This window comes from Pseudomonas sp. TE9122, assembly GCF_056278925.1.
In genome coordinates, this window is record NZ_JBWBQI010000001.1 from 4,389,886 (window position 1) to 4,404,254 (window position 14,369).

Sequence of the window (14,369 nt, forward strand, 5' to 3'; positions counted from 1 at the left end):
ACCGCGATCACTGCCTTACACTGCCCCGATGAAAACCATCCCACACACACAAATCGCCGAACCGGCGGTCACCTGCTCGACCTGTGCGGCGTGCTGCTGCCAGCTCGAAGTGATGCTGATCACCGACACCGGCGTGCCTGATCGCTTTATCGATACCGATGAATGGGGCGGCGAAGTGATGCTGCGTCTGGACGACGGCTGGTGCGCGGCGCTGGATCGCGACAGCATGATGTGCACAATCTATGAACGACGCCCGCTGATTTGCCGCGAGTTTGAAATGGGCGCGCCGGAGTGCATCGAAGAGCGCCGGGGAATTGCTACAGCCTACCGCTGATTTCTTTGACGGCGCAGAAACAACTGTGGGAGCGAGCCTGCTCGCGAAGGCGGTGTGTCAGCCACCATTTGAATTGGCTGACACTCTGCTTTCGCGAGCAGGCTCGCTCCCACGTTGGTTCCGCGTAGGCGGATTACAGCGGCATTGTGTAATGCAGCGCGTAGCTTTCTACACCATCGTTGTCGCTGGACAGGCCGGCGTTGGAGTAGTGCGTGGCGCGGATGCCGACTTCGTGGCCGCCGTTGAAGCGCAGGCCGACACCGATGCGGTCTTCGAACTGGAAGGAGCCGCCCAGGTTGTTGCTTTCGTATTCGGTGTTGGAGAAGAACGCCACGCCGATACCCGCTTCCACGTATGGCTTGACCGACTGGCCGGCAAACTCGTAAACGAATACAGGTGAGAACGACAGGCTGTTGTTGCTGGAAGTCTTGTCACCTTCCCAGTACGTGTAGGCACCGCTCCAGTAGCCGGTCAGGCGACCGACGTCGCTCTGCAGCCAGCTCTTGTCCCAGTCGAAATTCATGCCTAAGCGATACGTCATTGTCGAATCGCTGGTACCGCCGACGGCGAATTCAACGCCAGCGGCTTGTGCAGAAATGCTTTGCCCCATCAGTGCGGCCGCAATCGCGGCCAAGCAGAATAGTCGCTTCACTTTGAAACTTCCTTTTCCGGAACGATCGTTTGGTTTTTAGTTGCTGCTGTCGCTATAGAAATCCGCGCTTGGTCAGAAGTTCAGCGTTTTTTTAGTTATTTCACATTTTTTTTACAAGTCGAAGTTTTGCACATTCGACGCAGTTTGGCCCAGCAACGGTAGGATTTTTCTGAGAGATTGCGGATCGCCGCTGGTCCAGAACTTCACCGGCTGGCTCGGACGTTGCGCCAGCAGATCACGCTCCGCGAGCAAGCGTTGCAACTGCCGGGCCACGGCAGCTCCGGTATCGATCAGGCTGACATCGTCGGCGATCATCGACCTGAGTAGCGGCTTGAGGAAGGGATAATGGGTACAGCCAAGAATGATCGTGTCGCAGTTTTGCGCCAGCAATGGAGCGACGTAACCTTGCAATAAAGTGCGTAATTCGGCGCTGTGCAGATCACCCGTTTCGATCAGTTCGACCAGTCCCGGACAGGGCTGGGTGATGACTTTTATGTCAGCCGCGAAGCGATCGAGCAACGCGGCAAACTTCGCGCTCTGCAACGTGCCGGTCGTGGCCAGGACGCCAACCACGCCGCTTCGTGTGGCCGCTGCGGCCGGTTTGACCGCCGGTTCCATGCCGACAATCGGCCAGTCGGGGAAATCGCGACGCAGATCGGCAACCCCCGCCACGGTCGCGGTATTGCACGCCAGCACCAAAGCTTTGGCCCCCTGCTCGCGAAAAAACCCGGCCATCACGCTGCAACGCTCGCGGATGAATTCCGGGGTTTTCTCGCCGTAAGGAATGTTCCCGCAATCGGCGACATAAAGCAGCGATTCGTTGGGCAGCAAGCGCTGGATTTCGCCGAGGACCGACAAGCCGCCGACCCCGGAATCGAACACGCCGATCGGCGCTTCACGCATGGCGGGCGCCACAGACGCTGCAGCCCGGATCGCGCTTGACCCGCAGCTCACGGAATCGCGAGCCCAAGGCGTCGATCAACAACAGTCGCCCCACCAATGGTTCACCAAAGCCGACCAGCACCTTCAACGCTTCCAGCGCCTGCAAACTGCCAACCAGACCGACCAGTGGCCCGACCACGCCGGCCTCGCTGCAGGTCAGTTCGGCTTCGCTGCCGTGACCGTACAGGCAGTGATAGCAAGGGCTGTCGGCACGTCGTGGATCGAACACCGACAACTGCCCCTCCAGACGAATCGCCGCGCCGCTGACTAATGGCTTGCACGCGGCAACACAGGCGGCGTTGACCGCCTCGCGCGTGGAAAAGTTGTCCGAACAATCGAGCACCAGATCCACCGCCGCCACCGCTGCGGCGAGAGAATCGGCGTCCAGCGCCTGACGATGGGCGACCAGTTGAATCTCGGGATTGATCGCGCCCAGGCGCTTGAGCGCCGAGTCGACCTTGGACATGCCGACACTGTCGGTGTCGTGAATGATCTGCCGTTGCAGATTGGTCAGATCGACCGTGTCGAAATCCGCCAGATGCAATTCGCCGACGCCCGCCGCTGCCAGATACAACGCCACTGGCGCGCCGAGGCCGCCAAGGCCGACGATCAGCACGCGGCTGCCTTTGAGCTTCAGTTGCCCGTCGATGTCGATGTGTTGCAGCAGAATCTGCCGGCTGTAGCGCAGCAATTCCTGATCATTCAGCACGGCAGGCGCCCCAGACTGATGCGTTGATGGCCGCCCAGATCGGTGCGGCTATGGACTTCTTCAAAGCCACGGGTAAGCAGCAGATCACGCACGGCTTCGGCCTGATCATAGCCGTGTTCGAGCATCAGCCAGCCGCCGGTTTCAAGATGATCCGGCGCCTGCACAACAATCAGGCGCAGATCATCGAGGCCATCTTCACCGGCGACCAGCGCACTGGCCGGTTCGAAGCGTACATCGCCCTCGACCAGATGCGGATCGGCGGCGGCAATGTACGGCGGGTTGCTGATGATCAGTTGAAAGCGCTGGCCTGCAAGTGCGCTGAACCAATGGCTGTTCAGCACCGTAGCGTTGTTCAGGTGCAGACGCTGGCGATTGCGTTCGGCCAGGGCCACGGCTTCAAGCACACGATCCACGGCGGTGACTTTCCACGCCGGCCGTTCGCTGGCCAAGGCCAAAGCAATCGCGCCACTGCCGGTGCCCAGATCAAGAACCTTGGCCGGAGTTGCCGGCAGCAGCTCAAGGGCTGCCTCCACCAGCAATTCGGTGTCGGGACGCGGAATCAGCGTGTGCGGCGCGACTTCCAGATCCAGCTTCCAAAAGCCCTGCTGGCCGAGAATGTAGGCCACCGGTTCACCGCTACGCCGCCGTTGCAAATACTCGGCAAAGGTCAGCGCCGCTTCACTCGGCACGATGCGCTCGGGCCAGGTATGCAGGAAGCTGCGCGACTTGCCCAGTGCGGCGGCGAGAAGCAATTCAGCGTCCAGACGCGCTGTGGGCGAGTCCGGCAACTCGGCAGCGCGCAACAGGCTGGCGATGATGGTCATTTATTCACCTATCGCTGCGAGTTGGTCAGCCTGATATTCGGCCAGCAACGGCTCGATCACAGCTTCGACGCCACCGGCGAGAATTTCATCCAGGGAATACAGGGTCAGGTTGACGCGATGGTCGGTGACCCGGCCCTGGGCGTAGTTGTAGGTGCGGATACGCTCGGATCGATCGCCGGAGCCGACCAGCAACTTGCGCTCACTGGCAATCGCGTTGGCTGCCGCTGCGTTTTGCTGATCGTTGAGCTTGGCCGACAGCCACGCCATCGCCCGGGCGCGGTTCTTGTGCTGGGAGCGCTCTTCCTGGCATTCGACGACAGTGCCGGTCGGGATGTGGGTAATGCGGATCGCCGAATCGGTGGTGTTGACGTGCTGACCACCGGCCCCGGAGGAACGGTAAGTGTCGACGCGCAGATCCGCCGGGTTGATCTCGATGGCTTCGCGCTCGTCCGGCTCGGGCAACACCGCCACGGTGCACGCCGAGGTGTGGATCCGGCCCTGGGATTCGGTGGCGGGTACGCGCTGAACGCGGTGCGCGCCGGACTCGAATTTCAGCTTGCCGTAAACGTTGTCGCCTTCAATGCGCGCGATGACTTCTTTATAGCCACCGTGTTCACCTTCGTTCTCCGAAAGGATCTCGACACGCCAGCCACGCCGCTCGGCATAACGCGAGTACATGCGGAACAGGTCACCGGAGAAGATCGCCGCCTCGTCGCCACCGGTGCCGGCGCGAATTTCGAGGAAGACGTTGCGCCCGTCATTCGGATCTTTAGGCAGCAACATGCGCTGCAGATCGGATTCCAGCGTGACCAGCAACTCCTTGGCTTCGCGAACTTCTTCCACGGCCATTTCGCGCATGTCCGGGTCGTTGTCCTTGAGCAGCGCCTGCGCGCCTTCAAGATCGCTTTGTACGCCGAGCAGCTTTTTATAGGCGGCCACTACCGGCTCGAGTTCGGCGTATTCCTTGGAATAGGCGCGGAATTTGGCCTGATCGGCAATGACTTCACCGTCGCCGAGCAGCGCGGTCAGTTCCTCGAAACGGTCCTGGAGAATGTCCAGCTTGTTGAGCAGTGACGCTTTCATTGCGGTTTTTTATCCGAAAAACTATCCGGTGAGCCCTCAAGGGCAAAGAGTTCCTGGGCCATGGCCAGCGCATCGAGGCGGCCTTCGGCAGACAGCTTTTTCAACTGCACGCTGGGCGCATGCAAGAGTTTGTTGGTCAGGCCACGGGCCAGTTGCCCGAGAACGTCTTCGGCGTTGCCGCCGTTGGCCAGCAGACGCAGGGCTTTTTGCAATTCCTCGTCACGCAAGCGCTCGCTCTGTTGACGATAGGCCTTGAGCACATCGACTGCCGCCAGTTCGCGCAAGCGCACCATGAAATCGTCGGCGCCGACCGAGACCATCTCCTCCGCCGCTTGCGCAGCGCCCTGACGGCTCTTGAGGTTCTCGGCGACCACTTCGTGGAGATCGTCGACGCTGTACAGGTAAACGTCGTCGAGCTCGCCGACTTCCGGCTCGATATCGCGCGGTACCGCAATGTCGACCATGAAGATCGGCTTGTGCTTGCGCAGCTTCAGCGCACTTTCCACCGCACCCTTGCCGAGGATTGGCAACTGGCTGGCGGTCGAACTGATGACGATATCGCTGCGCACCAGCTCCGCCGGAATGTCCGAGAGCAGCACGGCGTGAGCGCCGAATTGCTCGGCCAACTGGCTGGCGCGCTCCAGCGTGCGGTTGGCAACGACGATGCGCTTGACCCCCAGCTCATGCAAATGGCGCGCGACCAGCGTAATCGTCTCGCCGGCACCGATCAGCAGCGCCTGGCTGCGTTGCAGATCGCTGAAAATCTGTTTCGCCAGGCTCACTGCGGCAAACGCCACCGACACCGGGTTCTCGCCGATCGCGGTATCGGTACGCACTTGCTTGGCGGCATTGAACGTCGCCTGAAACAGCCGCCCCAGCAGCGGACCGATGGTACCGGCCTCGCGGGCCACGGCGTAGGCCGATTTCATCTGACCGAGAATCTGCGGTTCGCCCAGCACCAGCGAGTCGAGCCCGGAGGCGACGCGCATCATGTGACGAACAGCCGCATCGTCTTCATGCACATAGGCACTGGCGCGCAGTTCGTCGAGGCTCAGATGGTGATAATCGGCCAGCCAGCGCAGCACGACATCGGCCGAGAGCTGATCCTGTTCTATATAAAGCTCACTGCGATTGCAGGTGGAGAGGATCGCGGCTTCGCGGCTGTCGGTCAGTCGGCAGAGCTGCTGCAAGGCCTCCACCAGCTGCTCAGGGGTAAAGGCCACGCGCTCGCGGACGTCTACTGAAGCAGTCTTGTGGTTAATACCGAGTGCAAGGAAGGCCATTCAAGGTCGCTGGTGGTGACGTGAAGCCGGCAATTGTCCTACTTCGAAAGATTCAGAACAACTACCGCTGACTATTGTCCCAATCGTCAGCCCCTATAATGGCCACAATTGAGTCTCGGTTATGTTTGGCCGAAGGCTTGTGTCATGATGATCCGACCGCAGGTTAGTCGTCCTCTTCCTATATGAATAGATCTTCCGCGTTGCTCCTCGCTTTTGTCTTCCTCAGCGGCTGCCAGGCCATGGCGCCCGTTGCGCCGGATGGCACCCCGCCGGTCGAAGACACCACGCCCGCACCTGAAAAGCCCAAGGTTTACGGCTCGTTCAGCGAGGAAACCGTGTTCAGCCTGCTGAGCGCCGAACTCGCTGGCCAGCGCAATCGTTTCGACATTGCCCTGGACAATTACGTGACCCAGGCCATCAACACCCAGGATCCGGGCGTTTCCGAGCGTGCGTTCCGCATCGCCGAATATCTGGGCGCCGATCAACCGGCCCTCGACACCGCGCTGATCTGGGCCCGCAATGCCCCGGACGATCTCGAAGCGCAACGCGCCGCCGCCGTGCAACTGGCCCGCGCCGGGCGTTACGACGACTCCATGGTCTACATGGAGAAAGTCCTGCAGGGCAAGGGCGACACCCATTTCGATTTCCTCGCGCTGTCGGCCGCCGACACCGATCAGGAAACCCGCAACGGCCTGATGAAAAGCTTCGACCGTTTGCTTGAGCGCCACCCGAACAACAATCAGCTGATTTTCGGCAAGGCTCTGCTGCTCCAGCAGGATGGCGACAATCAAGGTGCGCTGACTCTGCTTGAAGACAATCCTCCGGAAGATGGCGAGATCGCACCGATCCTGCTGCGTGCGCGCCTGCTTCAATTGCTCAACCGTGGCGACGAAGCGCTGCCGCTGTTGCAAAAAAGCATCAGAAAATACCCGGAAGACAAGCGCCTGCGCCTGACCTACGCGCGCATGCTGGTTGAACAGGACCGCATGGACGACGCCAAGGCAGAATTCTCCACGCTCGTTCATCAATACCCGGAAGACGATGAACTGCGTTACTCGCTGGCACTGGTGTGCCTGGAAGCCAAGGCGTGGGATGAGGCCAAGGGCTATCTGGAGGACCTGATCGCTCGCGAAAGCCACGTCGATTCAGCGCATCTGAATCTCGGCCGGATTGCCGAAGAGCGCAACGACCCACAAGGCGCGCTCATCGAATACGCCCAGGTCGGCCCGGGCAATGACTATCTGCCGGCACAGCTGCGTCAGGCCGATATCCTGATGAGCAACGGCAAAACCGCCGAAGCGCAGAGCAAGCTGGCGGCCGAGCGTGACGAGCAACCGGATTACGCGATCCAGCTGTATCTGATCGAATCGGAAACCCTGTCGGCCAACAAACAGGACGACAAGGCCTGGAAGGTTCTGCAACAAGCGCTGCAGAAATATCCGGACGATCTCAATCTGCTTTACACCCGCGCCATGCTCGCGGAAAAACGCAATGATCTGGCGCAAATGGAGAAAGACCTGCGCCTGATCATCAAGCGCGACCCGGACAACGCCATGGCGCTGAATGCGCTGGGCTACACCTTGTCCGATCGCACCACCCGCTACGCTGAAGCGAAAACGCTGATCGAGCAGGCGCACCAGATCAATCCGGAAGACCCGGCGGTACTCGACAGCCTCGGCTGGGTGAACTATCGCCTGGGCAATCTGGACGATGCGGAGAAATACCTGCGCCAGGCGCTCGAGCGTTTCCCCGACCACGAAGTCGCCGCGCACCTTGGCGAAGTCCTCTGGGCCAAGGGCAATCAACGCGAAGCCAAACAAGTGTGGGGCAAGTTCCTCAAGGATCAGCCCGACAGCACCATTCTGCGCAGCACCATCAAGCGCCTGACCGGATCCGAGAATCTTTAAACCATGCTTTTGCGCCACGTTATTGTTTTCAGCTTCATCGCCCTGCTCGCCGGCTGCTCGGGTTTCGGCACTCGCGAATCGGTCGAGGGCCACGGCAGCCCGGCCCAGTGGGCGGCAAACAAACAGCAACTGACCGGCCTCGACGGCTGGCAGATCGACGGCAAGATCGGCATCCGCGCGCCGAAGGATTCCGGCAGCGGCACGCTGTTCTGGCTGCAGCGTCAGGACTACTACGACATTCGCCTGTCCGGCCCGCTGGGTCGCGGCGCGGCACGCCTGACCGGGCGTCCGGGCAAAGTATCACTGGAAGTCGCCAACCAGGGCCGCTACGAATCGCAATCTCCTGAAGCCCTGCTCGAAGAACAGCTGGGCTGGAAACTGCCGGTGTCGAATCTGGCCTGGTGGGTTCGCGGCCTGCCAGCCCCGGAAAGCAAGAGTCGCTTGAATCTGGACGCCGACAGCCGTCTGGCCAGCCTTGAGCAGGACGGCTGGAAAGTCGAATACACCGCCTACACCGAACAGAATGGTTACTGGCTCCCCGAGCGCATCAAGCTGCACGGCACCGACCTCGACGTGACGCTGGTGATCAAGACCTGGCAACCGCGCAAGTTGGGGCAATAAAGCATGACCGCTGCACGCCTGACCCTGCCCTCGCCGGCCAAACTCAACTTGATGCTGCACATTCTCGGTCGCCGTGAAGACGGTTATCACGAATTGCAGACGCTGTTTCAGTTCCTCGATTATGGCGATGAAATCACTTTCGCCGTGCGCGATGACGGCGTGATTCAGCTGCACACCGAGTTCGCCGGCGTGCCCCACGACAGCAACCTGATCGTGCGCGCGGCGAAGATGTTGCAGCAACAGTCCGGCTGCGCGCTCGGTATCGACATCTGGATCGACAAGGTGCTGCCCATGGGCGGCGGCATCGGTGGCGGCAGTTCGAATGCGGCGACGACTTTGCTCGGCCTCAACCATCTCTGGCAGTTGGGCTGGGATGAAGATCGTCTGGCGCAACTGGGCCTGTCACTCGGTGCCGACGTACCAGTGTTCGTCCGTGGCCATGCGGCATTTGCCGAGGGCGTCGGCGAGAAACTGACCCCGGTCGACCCCGAAGAACCGTGGTATCTGGTGCTCGTGCCGCAAGTCGCTGTTAGTACGGCAGAAATTTTTTCCGATCCTTTGTTGACACGTAACACACCGCCCATTAAAGTGCGCCCCGTTCCCGAGGGAAACAGTCGAAATGACTGCTTGCCGGTGGTAGCAAGGCGTTATCCAGAGGTACGTAACGCATTGGATTTGTTAGGTAAATTTACCGAAGCAAAGCTCACCGGAACTGGAAGTTGTGTGTTTGGGGGCTTCCCAAGCAAAGCTGAAGCTGATAAAGTCTCGGCCCTTCTGACAGAGACCCTTACAGGGTTTGTAGCGAAAGGAAGCAACGTTTCGATGTTGCATCGCAAGCTGCAGAGTCTGCTCTAAAGGAATCAAGTGCCCGGCACTTGAAAGCAACAGATACAGGGGCGTCGCCAAGCGGTAAGGCAGCAGGTTTTGATCCTGCCATGCGTTGGTTCGAATCCAGCCGCCCCTGCCATTTTCTCTACTCATCCAGGTTACCCTCAGCCTCTAGGTACTGCGCGTGTCCAAGATGATGGTCTTTACGGGGAATGCCAACCCCGATCTGGCTCGGCGTGTCGTACGTCAGCTGCATATCCCTCTCGGTGACATCTCTGTCGGCAAGTTTTCCGACGGCGAAATCACAGCCGAGATCAATGAAAACGTTCGCGGTAAAGACGTCTTCATTATTCAGCCGACCTGCGCTCCGACCAACGATAACCTGATGGAACTGGTAGTGATGGCTGATGCCTTCCGCCGCTCCTCGGCTACTCGTATCACTGCTGTTATTCCTTATTTTGGTTATGCCCGTCAGGATCGCCGTCCGCGTTCCGCACGTGTGGCTATCAGCGCGAAAGTCGTTGCTGACATGCTTACCGTAGTCGGCATCGACCGTGTTCTCACGGTTGATCTGCATGCTGACCAGATTCAGGGCTTCTTCGATATTCCGGTAGATAACATCTACGGCTCCCCGGTTCTGGTGGATGACATCGAAGATCAGCGCTTCGAAAACCTGATGATCGTGTCCCCGGACATTGGTGGCGTCGTGCGTGCACGGGCTGTTGCCAAGTCGCTGGGCGTCGATCTCGGGATCATCGACAAACGCCGTGAGAAAGCCAATCACTCTGAAGTGATGCATATCATCGGTGATGTCGAAGGGCGTACCTGTATTCTGGTCGATGACATGGTCGATACCGCCGGCACCCTGTGCCACGCGGCCAAGGCCCTGAAAGAGCATGGCGCAGCCAAGGTCTTTGCCTACTGCACACACCCTGTGCTGTCGGGCCGGGCCATCGAGAATATCGAAAATTCCGTGCTGGACGAGCTGGTGGTCACTAACACCATCCCGCTGTCCGCTGCAGCACAAGCCTGTGCACGTATCCGTCAACTGGATATCGCACCGGTTGTTGCCGAAGCGGTTCGCCGCATCAGCAATGAAGAATCGATCAGCGCGATGTTCCGTTAAGGGCCCTGCCCTTCGCGAAATGTCTCGTTGACGAAAAGCGCCCCGCCCCGGCATTCCTGTCGGGGCGGGGCTTTTTTGCCCATACCGTGTTCGGCGCTGGTCGCAAACGCCACTCGGTCATGGCTATTTTGGAGATACAAAATGAACGATTTTACTCTGAATGCTGAAGTGCGTTCCGACCTGGGGAAAGGTGCGAGCCGCCGCCTGCGTCGTCTCGCCGCTCTGGTTCCAGCTGTTGTTTACGGTGGCGACAAAGCCCCTGAATCCATCAGCATGCTGGCCAAAGAAGTTGCCAAACTGCTCGAAAACGAAGCGGCTTACAGCCACATCATCGAGCTGAACGTTGGTGGCACCAAGCAGAACGTCATCATCAAGGCGCTGCAGCGTCACCCGGCCAAAGGCCACGTGATGCACGCTGACTTCGTACGCGTTGTTGCCGGCCAGAAACTGACCGCCATCGTGCCTGTACACTTTGTTGGCGAAGAAGCTCCAGTGAAGAAAGGCGGCGAAGTTTCGCACGTTGTTGCTGAAATCGAAGTGACCTGCCTGCCAAAAGATCTGCCTGAGTTCATCGAAGTCGATCTGTCGAAAGCAGAAATCGGCACCATCATTCACCTGTCGGACCTCAAAGCTCCTAAAGGTGTTGAGTTCGTTGCTCTGGCACACGGCGATGACAAGGCTGTTGCCAACGTCCACGCTCCACGTGTTGCTGCAGAACCTGCCGAAGAAGGCGAAGCAGAGTAATTCACTCTGTCATGCCGGAGTGAGCAAGTAACATCGCGGACTGGAACGTAGCGAGAAAGCGGGCGAGAACGCGGAGTTTACATCCATGGTAAATGAGCATTTTTCGTCCACTTTCGCCGCTTTCCCCGATCGCGGCGATGTTATCCACCACTCCAAGGAAGGGCCCCTATCGTGACTGCCATCAAACTGATCGTTGGCCTGGGAAATCCAGGCGCTGAATACGAACAGACCCGGCATAACGCAGGGGCCCTTTTTGTTGAGCGCATCGCCCACGCACAGAATGTGAATCTTGTGGCCGATCGCAAATATTTCGGCCTGACCGGGCGCTACTCGCATCAGGGTCAGGATGTTCGTCTGCTGATTCCCACCACCTACATGAACCGCAGCGGCCAGGCCGTGGCGGCACTCGCCGGTTTCTTCCGCATCAAGCCTGAAGAAATCCTCGTGGCGCATGACGAACTCGACTTGCCTCCGGGCGTTGCCAAGCTCAAGCAGGGCGGCGGCCATGGCGGTCACAACGGGTTGCGCGACATCATTGCGCAACTGGGCAATCAGAATACGTTCTACCGCCTGCGGCTTGGCATCGGCCACCCGGGCGTTGCCAGTATGGTTTCAAATTTCGTCCTGGGTCGTGCGCCACGCGCCGAACAGGAAAAACTCGATGCCAGCATCGACTTTGCCCTCGGCGTGCTGCCGGATATCCTCGCCGGGGAATGGAACCGCGCGATGAAAAACCTGCACAGCCAGAAGGCCTGACTTTTACCCGAGGGGAAACACCATGGGATTCAATTGCGGCATCGTCGGCCTGCCTAACGTCGGCAAGTCCACCCTGTTCAACGCCCTGACCAAATCCGGTATCGCGGCGGAGAACTTCCCCTTCTGCACCATCGAGCCGAACAGCGGCATCGTGCCGATGCCGGATCCGCGCCTGGAAGCGCTGGCGGCCATCGTCAATCCCAAGCGCATCCTGCCGACCACCATGGAATTCGTCGACATCGCGGGCCTCGTCGCCGGCGCCTCGAAAGGTGAAGGCCTGGGCAACAAGTTCCTGGCCAACATCCGCGAAACCGACGCTATCGCTCACGTGGTGCGCTGCTTCGAAGACGACAACGTGATTCACGTTTCCAACAGTGTCGACCCGAAACGCGACATCGAAATCATCGACCTGGAACTGATCTTCGCCGACCTCGACAGCTGCGAGAAACAACTGCAGAAAGTCGCGCGCAACGCCAAGGGCGGTGACAAGGACGCCGTGGTTCAGAAGGCTCTGCTCGAGCAACTGATCGCGCACTTCACCGAAGCCAAACCGGCACGCAGCCTGATGAAGAACATGAGCGCGGACGAGAAAGCCGTGATCAAGGGCTTCCACCTGCTGACCACCAAGCCGGTCATGTACATCGCCAACGTTGCCGAAGACGGTTTCGAGAACAACCCGCACCTGGACGTGGTCAAGGCCATTGCCGAAGAAGAAGGCGCCATGGTGGTTCCGGTGTGCAACAAGATCGAAGCGGAAATCGCCGAGCTCGACGACGGCGAAGAGAAGGACATGTTCCTCGAAGCGCTGGGCCTGGAAGAGCCTGGCCTGAACCGCGTGATCCGCGCCGGTTACGAAATGCTGCACCTGCAGACCTACTTCACCGCCGGTGTCGAAGAAGTCCGCGCCTGGACCGTCAAGGTCGGTGCCACCGCACCACAGGCCGCCGGCGTGATCCACACCGACTTCGAAAAAGGCTTCATCCGTGCCGAAGTCATCGCCTACAACGACTTCATCCAGTACAAGGGCGAAGCCGGCGCCAAAGAAGCCGGCAAATGGCGCCTGGAAGGCAAGGATTACATCGTCAAGGACGGCGACGTGATGCACTTCCGCTTCAACGTCTAAGCAACAGCCGCACAAGAAAAAGCCGCGTTTGATACGCGGCTTTTTTGTGCCCGAAAGATTGTTAAAAGATCGCAGCCTTCGGCAGCTCCTACAGATGTACATCTATCCCCTGTAGGAGCTGCCGAAGGCTGCGATCTTTTGATCTCAAGCTTTTTTAGTACGCGGGAAAAAGATCGCCAACACACCAAACAACGGCAGGAATGAGCAAAGGAAATACACGTACTCAATCCCGTGCACATCCGCCAGATGCCCGAGCAGCGCCGCGCCAATCCCGCCGAAACCGAACATCAGGCCGAAGAAAATCCCGGCAATCATCCCGACATTACCCGGCACCAGTTCCTGCGCGTACACCACGATCGCCGAGAATGCCGACGCCAGAATGAAGCCGATCACCACGCTGAGAATGCTGGTCCAGAACAGATCGACATGCGGCAGGATCAGGGTGAATGGCGCCACCCCCAGGATGGAAAACCAGATCACTGCCTTGCGCCCGATCTTGTCGCCGATAGGCCCGCCGAAGAACGTCCCCGCCGCCACTGCGCCCAAAAACAGGAACAAGTGCAATTGTGAACTCGCCACCGACAGGTCGAACTTCTCGATCAGGTAGAAGGTGAAGTAGCTGGTGAAACTGGCCATGTAGAAATATTTGGAGAACACCAGCAGCCCCAGGACCACCAAGGCACTGGTCACCCTGCCCTTCGATAAGCCGTGCGTCGCGGCTTGGCCGGCCTTGAGCTTGAACAAGTTGAGGTGATTGGCGTACCAGCGGCTGATGCGGTACAGCACGAACAGCGCAAACACCGCGAACAGCCCGAACCACGCCACATTGCCCTGGCCGAAGGGAATGATGATCGCCGCCGCCAGCAATGGGCCGAACGCGGAGCCGGCATTGCCGCCGACCTGAAAGGTCGATTGCGCCAGACCAAACCGGCCGCCCGAGGCCAGCCGGGCAACACGCGAGGCTTCCGGATGAAAGGTCGACGAGCCAATGCCGATCAGCGCCGCCGCCAGCAGAATCAATGGGAAGCTGCCGACCACCGACATCATCAGAATGCCGATCAAGGTACACACCGTGCCCGCCGGTAACAGCCACGGTTTAGGGTGCCGGTCAGTGTGATATCCGACCCACGGCTGCAACAGAGACGCGGTCAACTGGAAGGTCAAGGTGATCAGGCCGACCTGGGTAAATGTCAGGCCATAGTTGGCCTTGAGCATCGGGTAGATCGACGGCAGGACCGACTGGATCAGGTCATTGATCAGATGCGCCAGCGCCACCGCGCCGATGATGCGCATCACCAAGGGGCTGCTTTGCGGAGCAGCGGTCGCCGAGGCAGCGGCGGTCTGAACGTTGCTGATAGCCATGGAAAATTCCGGACAGCAGATGGGTGCCCGCAGGCAGGTGCGTCAATGTGCCATTTTTCGGTGCGCTCGCGCTAT

At 59.5% G+C, this 14,369-nt stretch carries 15 protein-coding genes and 1 tRNA gene; 9 read left to right on the forward strand and 7 right to left on the reverse strand.

Annotated features, from left to right (window positions below; all coding sequences use genetic code 11):
* The first annotated feature begins 28 nt into the window (after positions 1 to 28).
* Positions 29 to 334 (forward strand): YkgJ family cysteine cluster protein, encoded by a 306-nt coding sequence (locus tag ACZ9BE_RS19735; protein ID WP_024014290.1) that lies wholly within the window; start codon positions 29 to 31, stop codon positions 332 to 334.
* 133 nt (positions 335 to 467) lie between these two features.
* Here ACZ9BE_RS19735 and ACZ9BE_RS19740 read toward each other — a convergent pair whose 3' ends face one another.
* The 6 genes from ACZ9BE_RS19740 to hemA form a co-directional block, all read right to left on the reverse strand.
* Entirely contained in the window at positions 468 to 986 is a 519-nt protein-coding gene (locus ACZ9BE_RS19740; protein ID WP_016773213.1) for an acyloxyacyl hydrolase, read from the reverse strand.
* A 111-nt stretch (positions 987 to 1,097) separates the two neighbouring features.
* Positions 1,098 to 1,889, reverse strand: a complete 792-nt coding sequence (gene murI, locus ACZ9BE_RS19745; protein ID WP_150638776.1) for a glutamate racemase — start codon at positions 1,887 to 1,889, stop codon at positions 1,098 to 1,100.
* Positions 1,882 to 2,637: a molybdopterin-synthase adenylyltransferase MoeB gene (locus ACZ9BE_RS19750; RefSeq protein ID WP_150638774.1), complete on the reverse strand. Its 756-nt coding sequence runs from the start codon at positions 2,635 to 2,637 to the stop codon at positions 1,882 to 1,884. The genes murI and ACZ9BE_RS19750 overlap by 8 nt, the downstream gene beginning before the upstream one ends.
* Complete coding sequence (prmC, locus tag ACZ9BE_RS19755) at positions 2,631 to 3,461, reverse strand: peptide chain release factor N(5)-glutamine methyltransferase (RefSeq protein ID WP_150638772.1); 831 nt, start codon at positions 3,459 to 3,461, stop codon at positions 2,631 to 2,633. The genes ACZ9BE_RS19750 and prmC overlap by 7 nt, the downstream gene beginning before the upstream one ends.
* Positions 3,462 to 4,544: a peptide chain release factor 1 gene (gene prfA / locus ACZ9BE_RS19760; protein ID WP_016773210.1), complete on the reverse strand. Its 1,083-nt coding sequence runs from the start codon at positions 4,542 to 4,544 to the stop codon at positions 3,462 to 3,464.
* On the reverse strand, positions 4,541 to 5,827 hold the full coding sequence (gene hemA, locus ACZ9BE_RS19765; protein ID WP_016773209.1) for a glutamyl-tRNA reductase: 1,287 nt from the start codon (positions 5,825 to 5,827) through the stop codon (positions 4,541 to 4,543). The genes prfA and hemA overlap by 4 nt, the downstream gene beginning before the upstream one ends.
* Positions 5,828 to 6,009: 182 nt before the next feature.
* Here hemA and ACZ9BE_RS19770 point away from each other — a divergent pair, with 182 nt between their 5' ends.
* From ACZ9BE_RS19770 to ychF, 8 genes are all read left to right on the forward strand, one after another.
* Positions 6,010 to 7,734 carry a tetratricopeptide repeat protein gene (locus tag ACZ9BE_RS19770; protein ID WP_476249842.1) on the forward strand — a complete coding sequence of 575 codons (1,725 nt, stop codon included), beginning with the start codon at positions 6,010 to 6,012 and terminating at the stop codon, positions 7,732 to 7,734.
* A 3-nt stretch (positions 7,735 to 7,737) separates the two neighbouring features.
* Positions 7,738 to 8,355, forward strand: coding sequence for a lipoprotein insertase outer membrane protein LolB (gene lolB / locus ACZ9BE_RS19775; RefSeq protein WP_016773207.1), 618 nt, complete (start codon positions 7,738 to 7,740; stop codon positions 8,353 to 8,355).
* 3 nt (positions 8,356 to 8,358) lie between these two features.
* Positions 8,359 to 9,210, forward strand: a complete 852-nt coding sequence (gene ispE / locus ACZ9BE_RS19780) for a 4-(cytidine 5'-diphospho)-2-C-methyl-D-erythritol kinase (RefSeq protein ID WP_122706695.1) — start codon at positions 8,359 to 8,361, stop codon at positions 9,208 to 9,210.
* A 37-nt stretch (positions 9,211 to 9,247) separates the two neighbouring features.
* Positions 9,248 to 9,322: transfer RNA gene (locus ACZ9BE_RS19785), tRNA-Gln, on the forward strand.
* Positions 9,323 to 9,367: 45 nt separating this feature from the next.
* Entirely contained in the window at positions 9,368 to 10,309 is a 942-nt protein-coding gene (locus ACZ9BE_RS19790) for a ribose-phosphate pyrophosphokinase (protein ID WP_003171603.1), read from the forward strand.
* Positions 10,310 to 10,450: 141 nt separating this feature from the next.
* Positions 10,451 to 11,053: a 50S ribosomal protein L25/general stress protein Ctc gene (locus ACZ9BE_RS19795; protein WP_056790308.1), complete on the forward strand. Its 603-nt coding sequence runs from the start codon at positions 10,451 to 10,453 to the stop codon at positions 11,051 to 11,053.
* A gap of 171 nt (positions 11,054 to 11,224) precedes the next feature.
* Positions 11,225 to 11,809: an aminoacyl-tRNA hydrolase gene (gene pth / locus ACZ9BE_RS19800; protein WP_016773203.1), complete on the forward strand. Its 585-nt coding sequence runs from the start codon at positions 11,225 to 11,227 to the stop codon at positions 11,807 to 11,809.
* A 22-nt stretch (positions 11,810 to 11,831) separates the two neighbouring features.
* The gene (ychF, locus tag ACZ9BE_RS19805) at positions 11,832 to 12,932 is read left to right on the forward strand and encodes a redox-regulated ATPase YchF (RefSeq protein WP_016773202.1); all 1,101 of its coding nucleotides are present in this window, start codon (positions 11,832 to 11,834) and stop codon (positions 12,930 to 12,932) included.
* 144 nt (positions 12,933 to 13,076) lie between these two features.
* Here ychF and ACZ9BE_RS19810 read toward each other — a convergent pair whose 3' ends face one another.
* Entirely contained in the window at positions 13,077 to 14,294 is a 1,218-nt protein-coding gene (locus ACZ9BE_RS19810) for an MFS transporter (RefSeq protein WP_476249843.1), read from the reverse strand.
* Between the last annotated feature and the right edge of the window lie 75 nt (positions 14,295 to 14,369).

What these genes read in the sequence shown, in the direction of transcription:
- ACZ9BE_RS19735 (WP_024014290.1), top strand. Translation starts at nt 29, where the DNA reads ATGAAAACCATCCCACACACACAAATCGCCGAACCGGCGGTCACCTGC.
- murI (WP_150638776.1), bottom strand. Translation starts at nt 1,889, where the DNA reads ATGCGTGAAGCGCCGATCGGCGTGTTCGATTCCGGGGTCGGCGGCTTG.
- prmC (WP_150638772.1), bottom strand. Translation starts at nt 3,461, where the DNA reads ATGACCATCATCGCCAGCCTGTTGCGCGCTGCCGAGTTGCCGGACTCG.
- prfA (WP_016773210.1), bottom strand. Translation starts at nt 4,544, where the DNA reads ATGAAAGCGTCACTGCTCAACAAGCTGGACATTCTCCAGGACCGTTTC.
- hemA (WP_016773209.1), bottom strand. Translation starts at nt 5,827, where the DNA reads ATGGCCTTCCTTGCACTCGGTATTAACCACAAGACTGCTTCAGTAGAC.
- ACZ9BE_RS19770 (WP_476249842.1), top strand. Translation starts at nt 6,010, where the DNA reads ATGAATAGATCTTCCGCGTTGCTCCTCGCTTTTGTCTTCCTCAGCGGC.
- lolB (WP_016773207.1), top strand. Translation starts at nt 7,738, where the DNA reads ATGCTTTTGCGCCACGTTATTGTTTTCAGCTTCATCGCCCTGCTCGCC.
- ispE (WP_122706695.1), top strand. Translation starts at nt 8,359, where the DNA reads ATGACCGCTGCACGCCTGACCCTGCCCTCGCCGGCCAAACTCAACTTG.
- ACZ9BE_RS19795 (WP_056790308.1), top strand. Translation starts at nt 10,451, where the DNA reads ATGAACGATTTTACTCTGAATGCTGAAGTGCGTTCCGACCTGGGGAAA.
- ychF (WP_016773202.1), top strand. Translation starts at nt 11,832, where the DNA reads ATGGGATTCAATTGCGGCATCGTCGGCCTGCCTAACGTCGGCAAGTCC.
- ACZ9BE_RS19810 (WP_476249843.1), bottom strand. Translation starts at nt 14,294, where the DNA reads ATGGCTATCAGCAACGTTCAGACCGCCGCTGCCTCGGCGACCGCTGCT.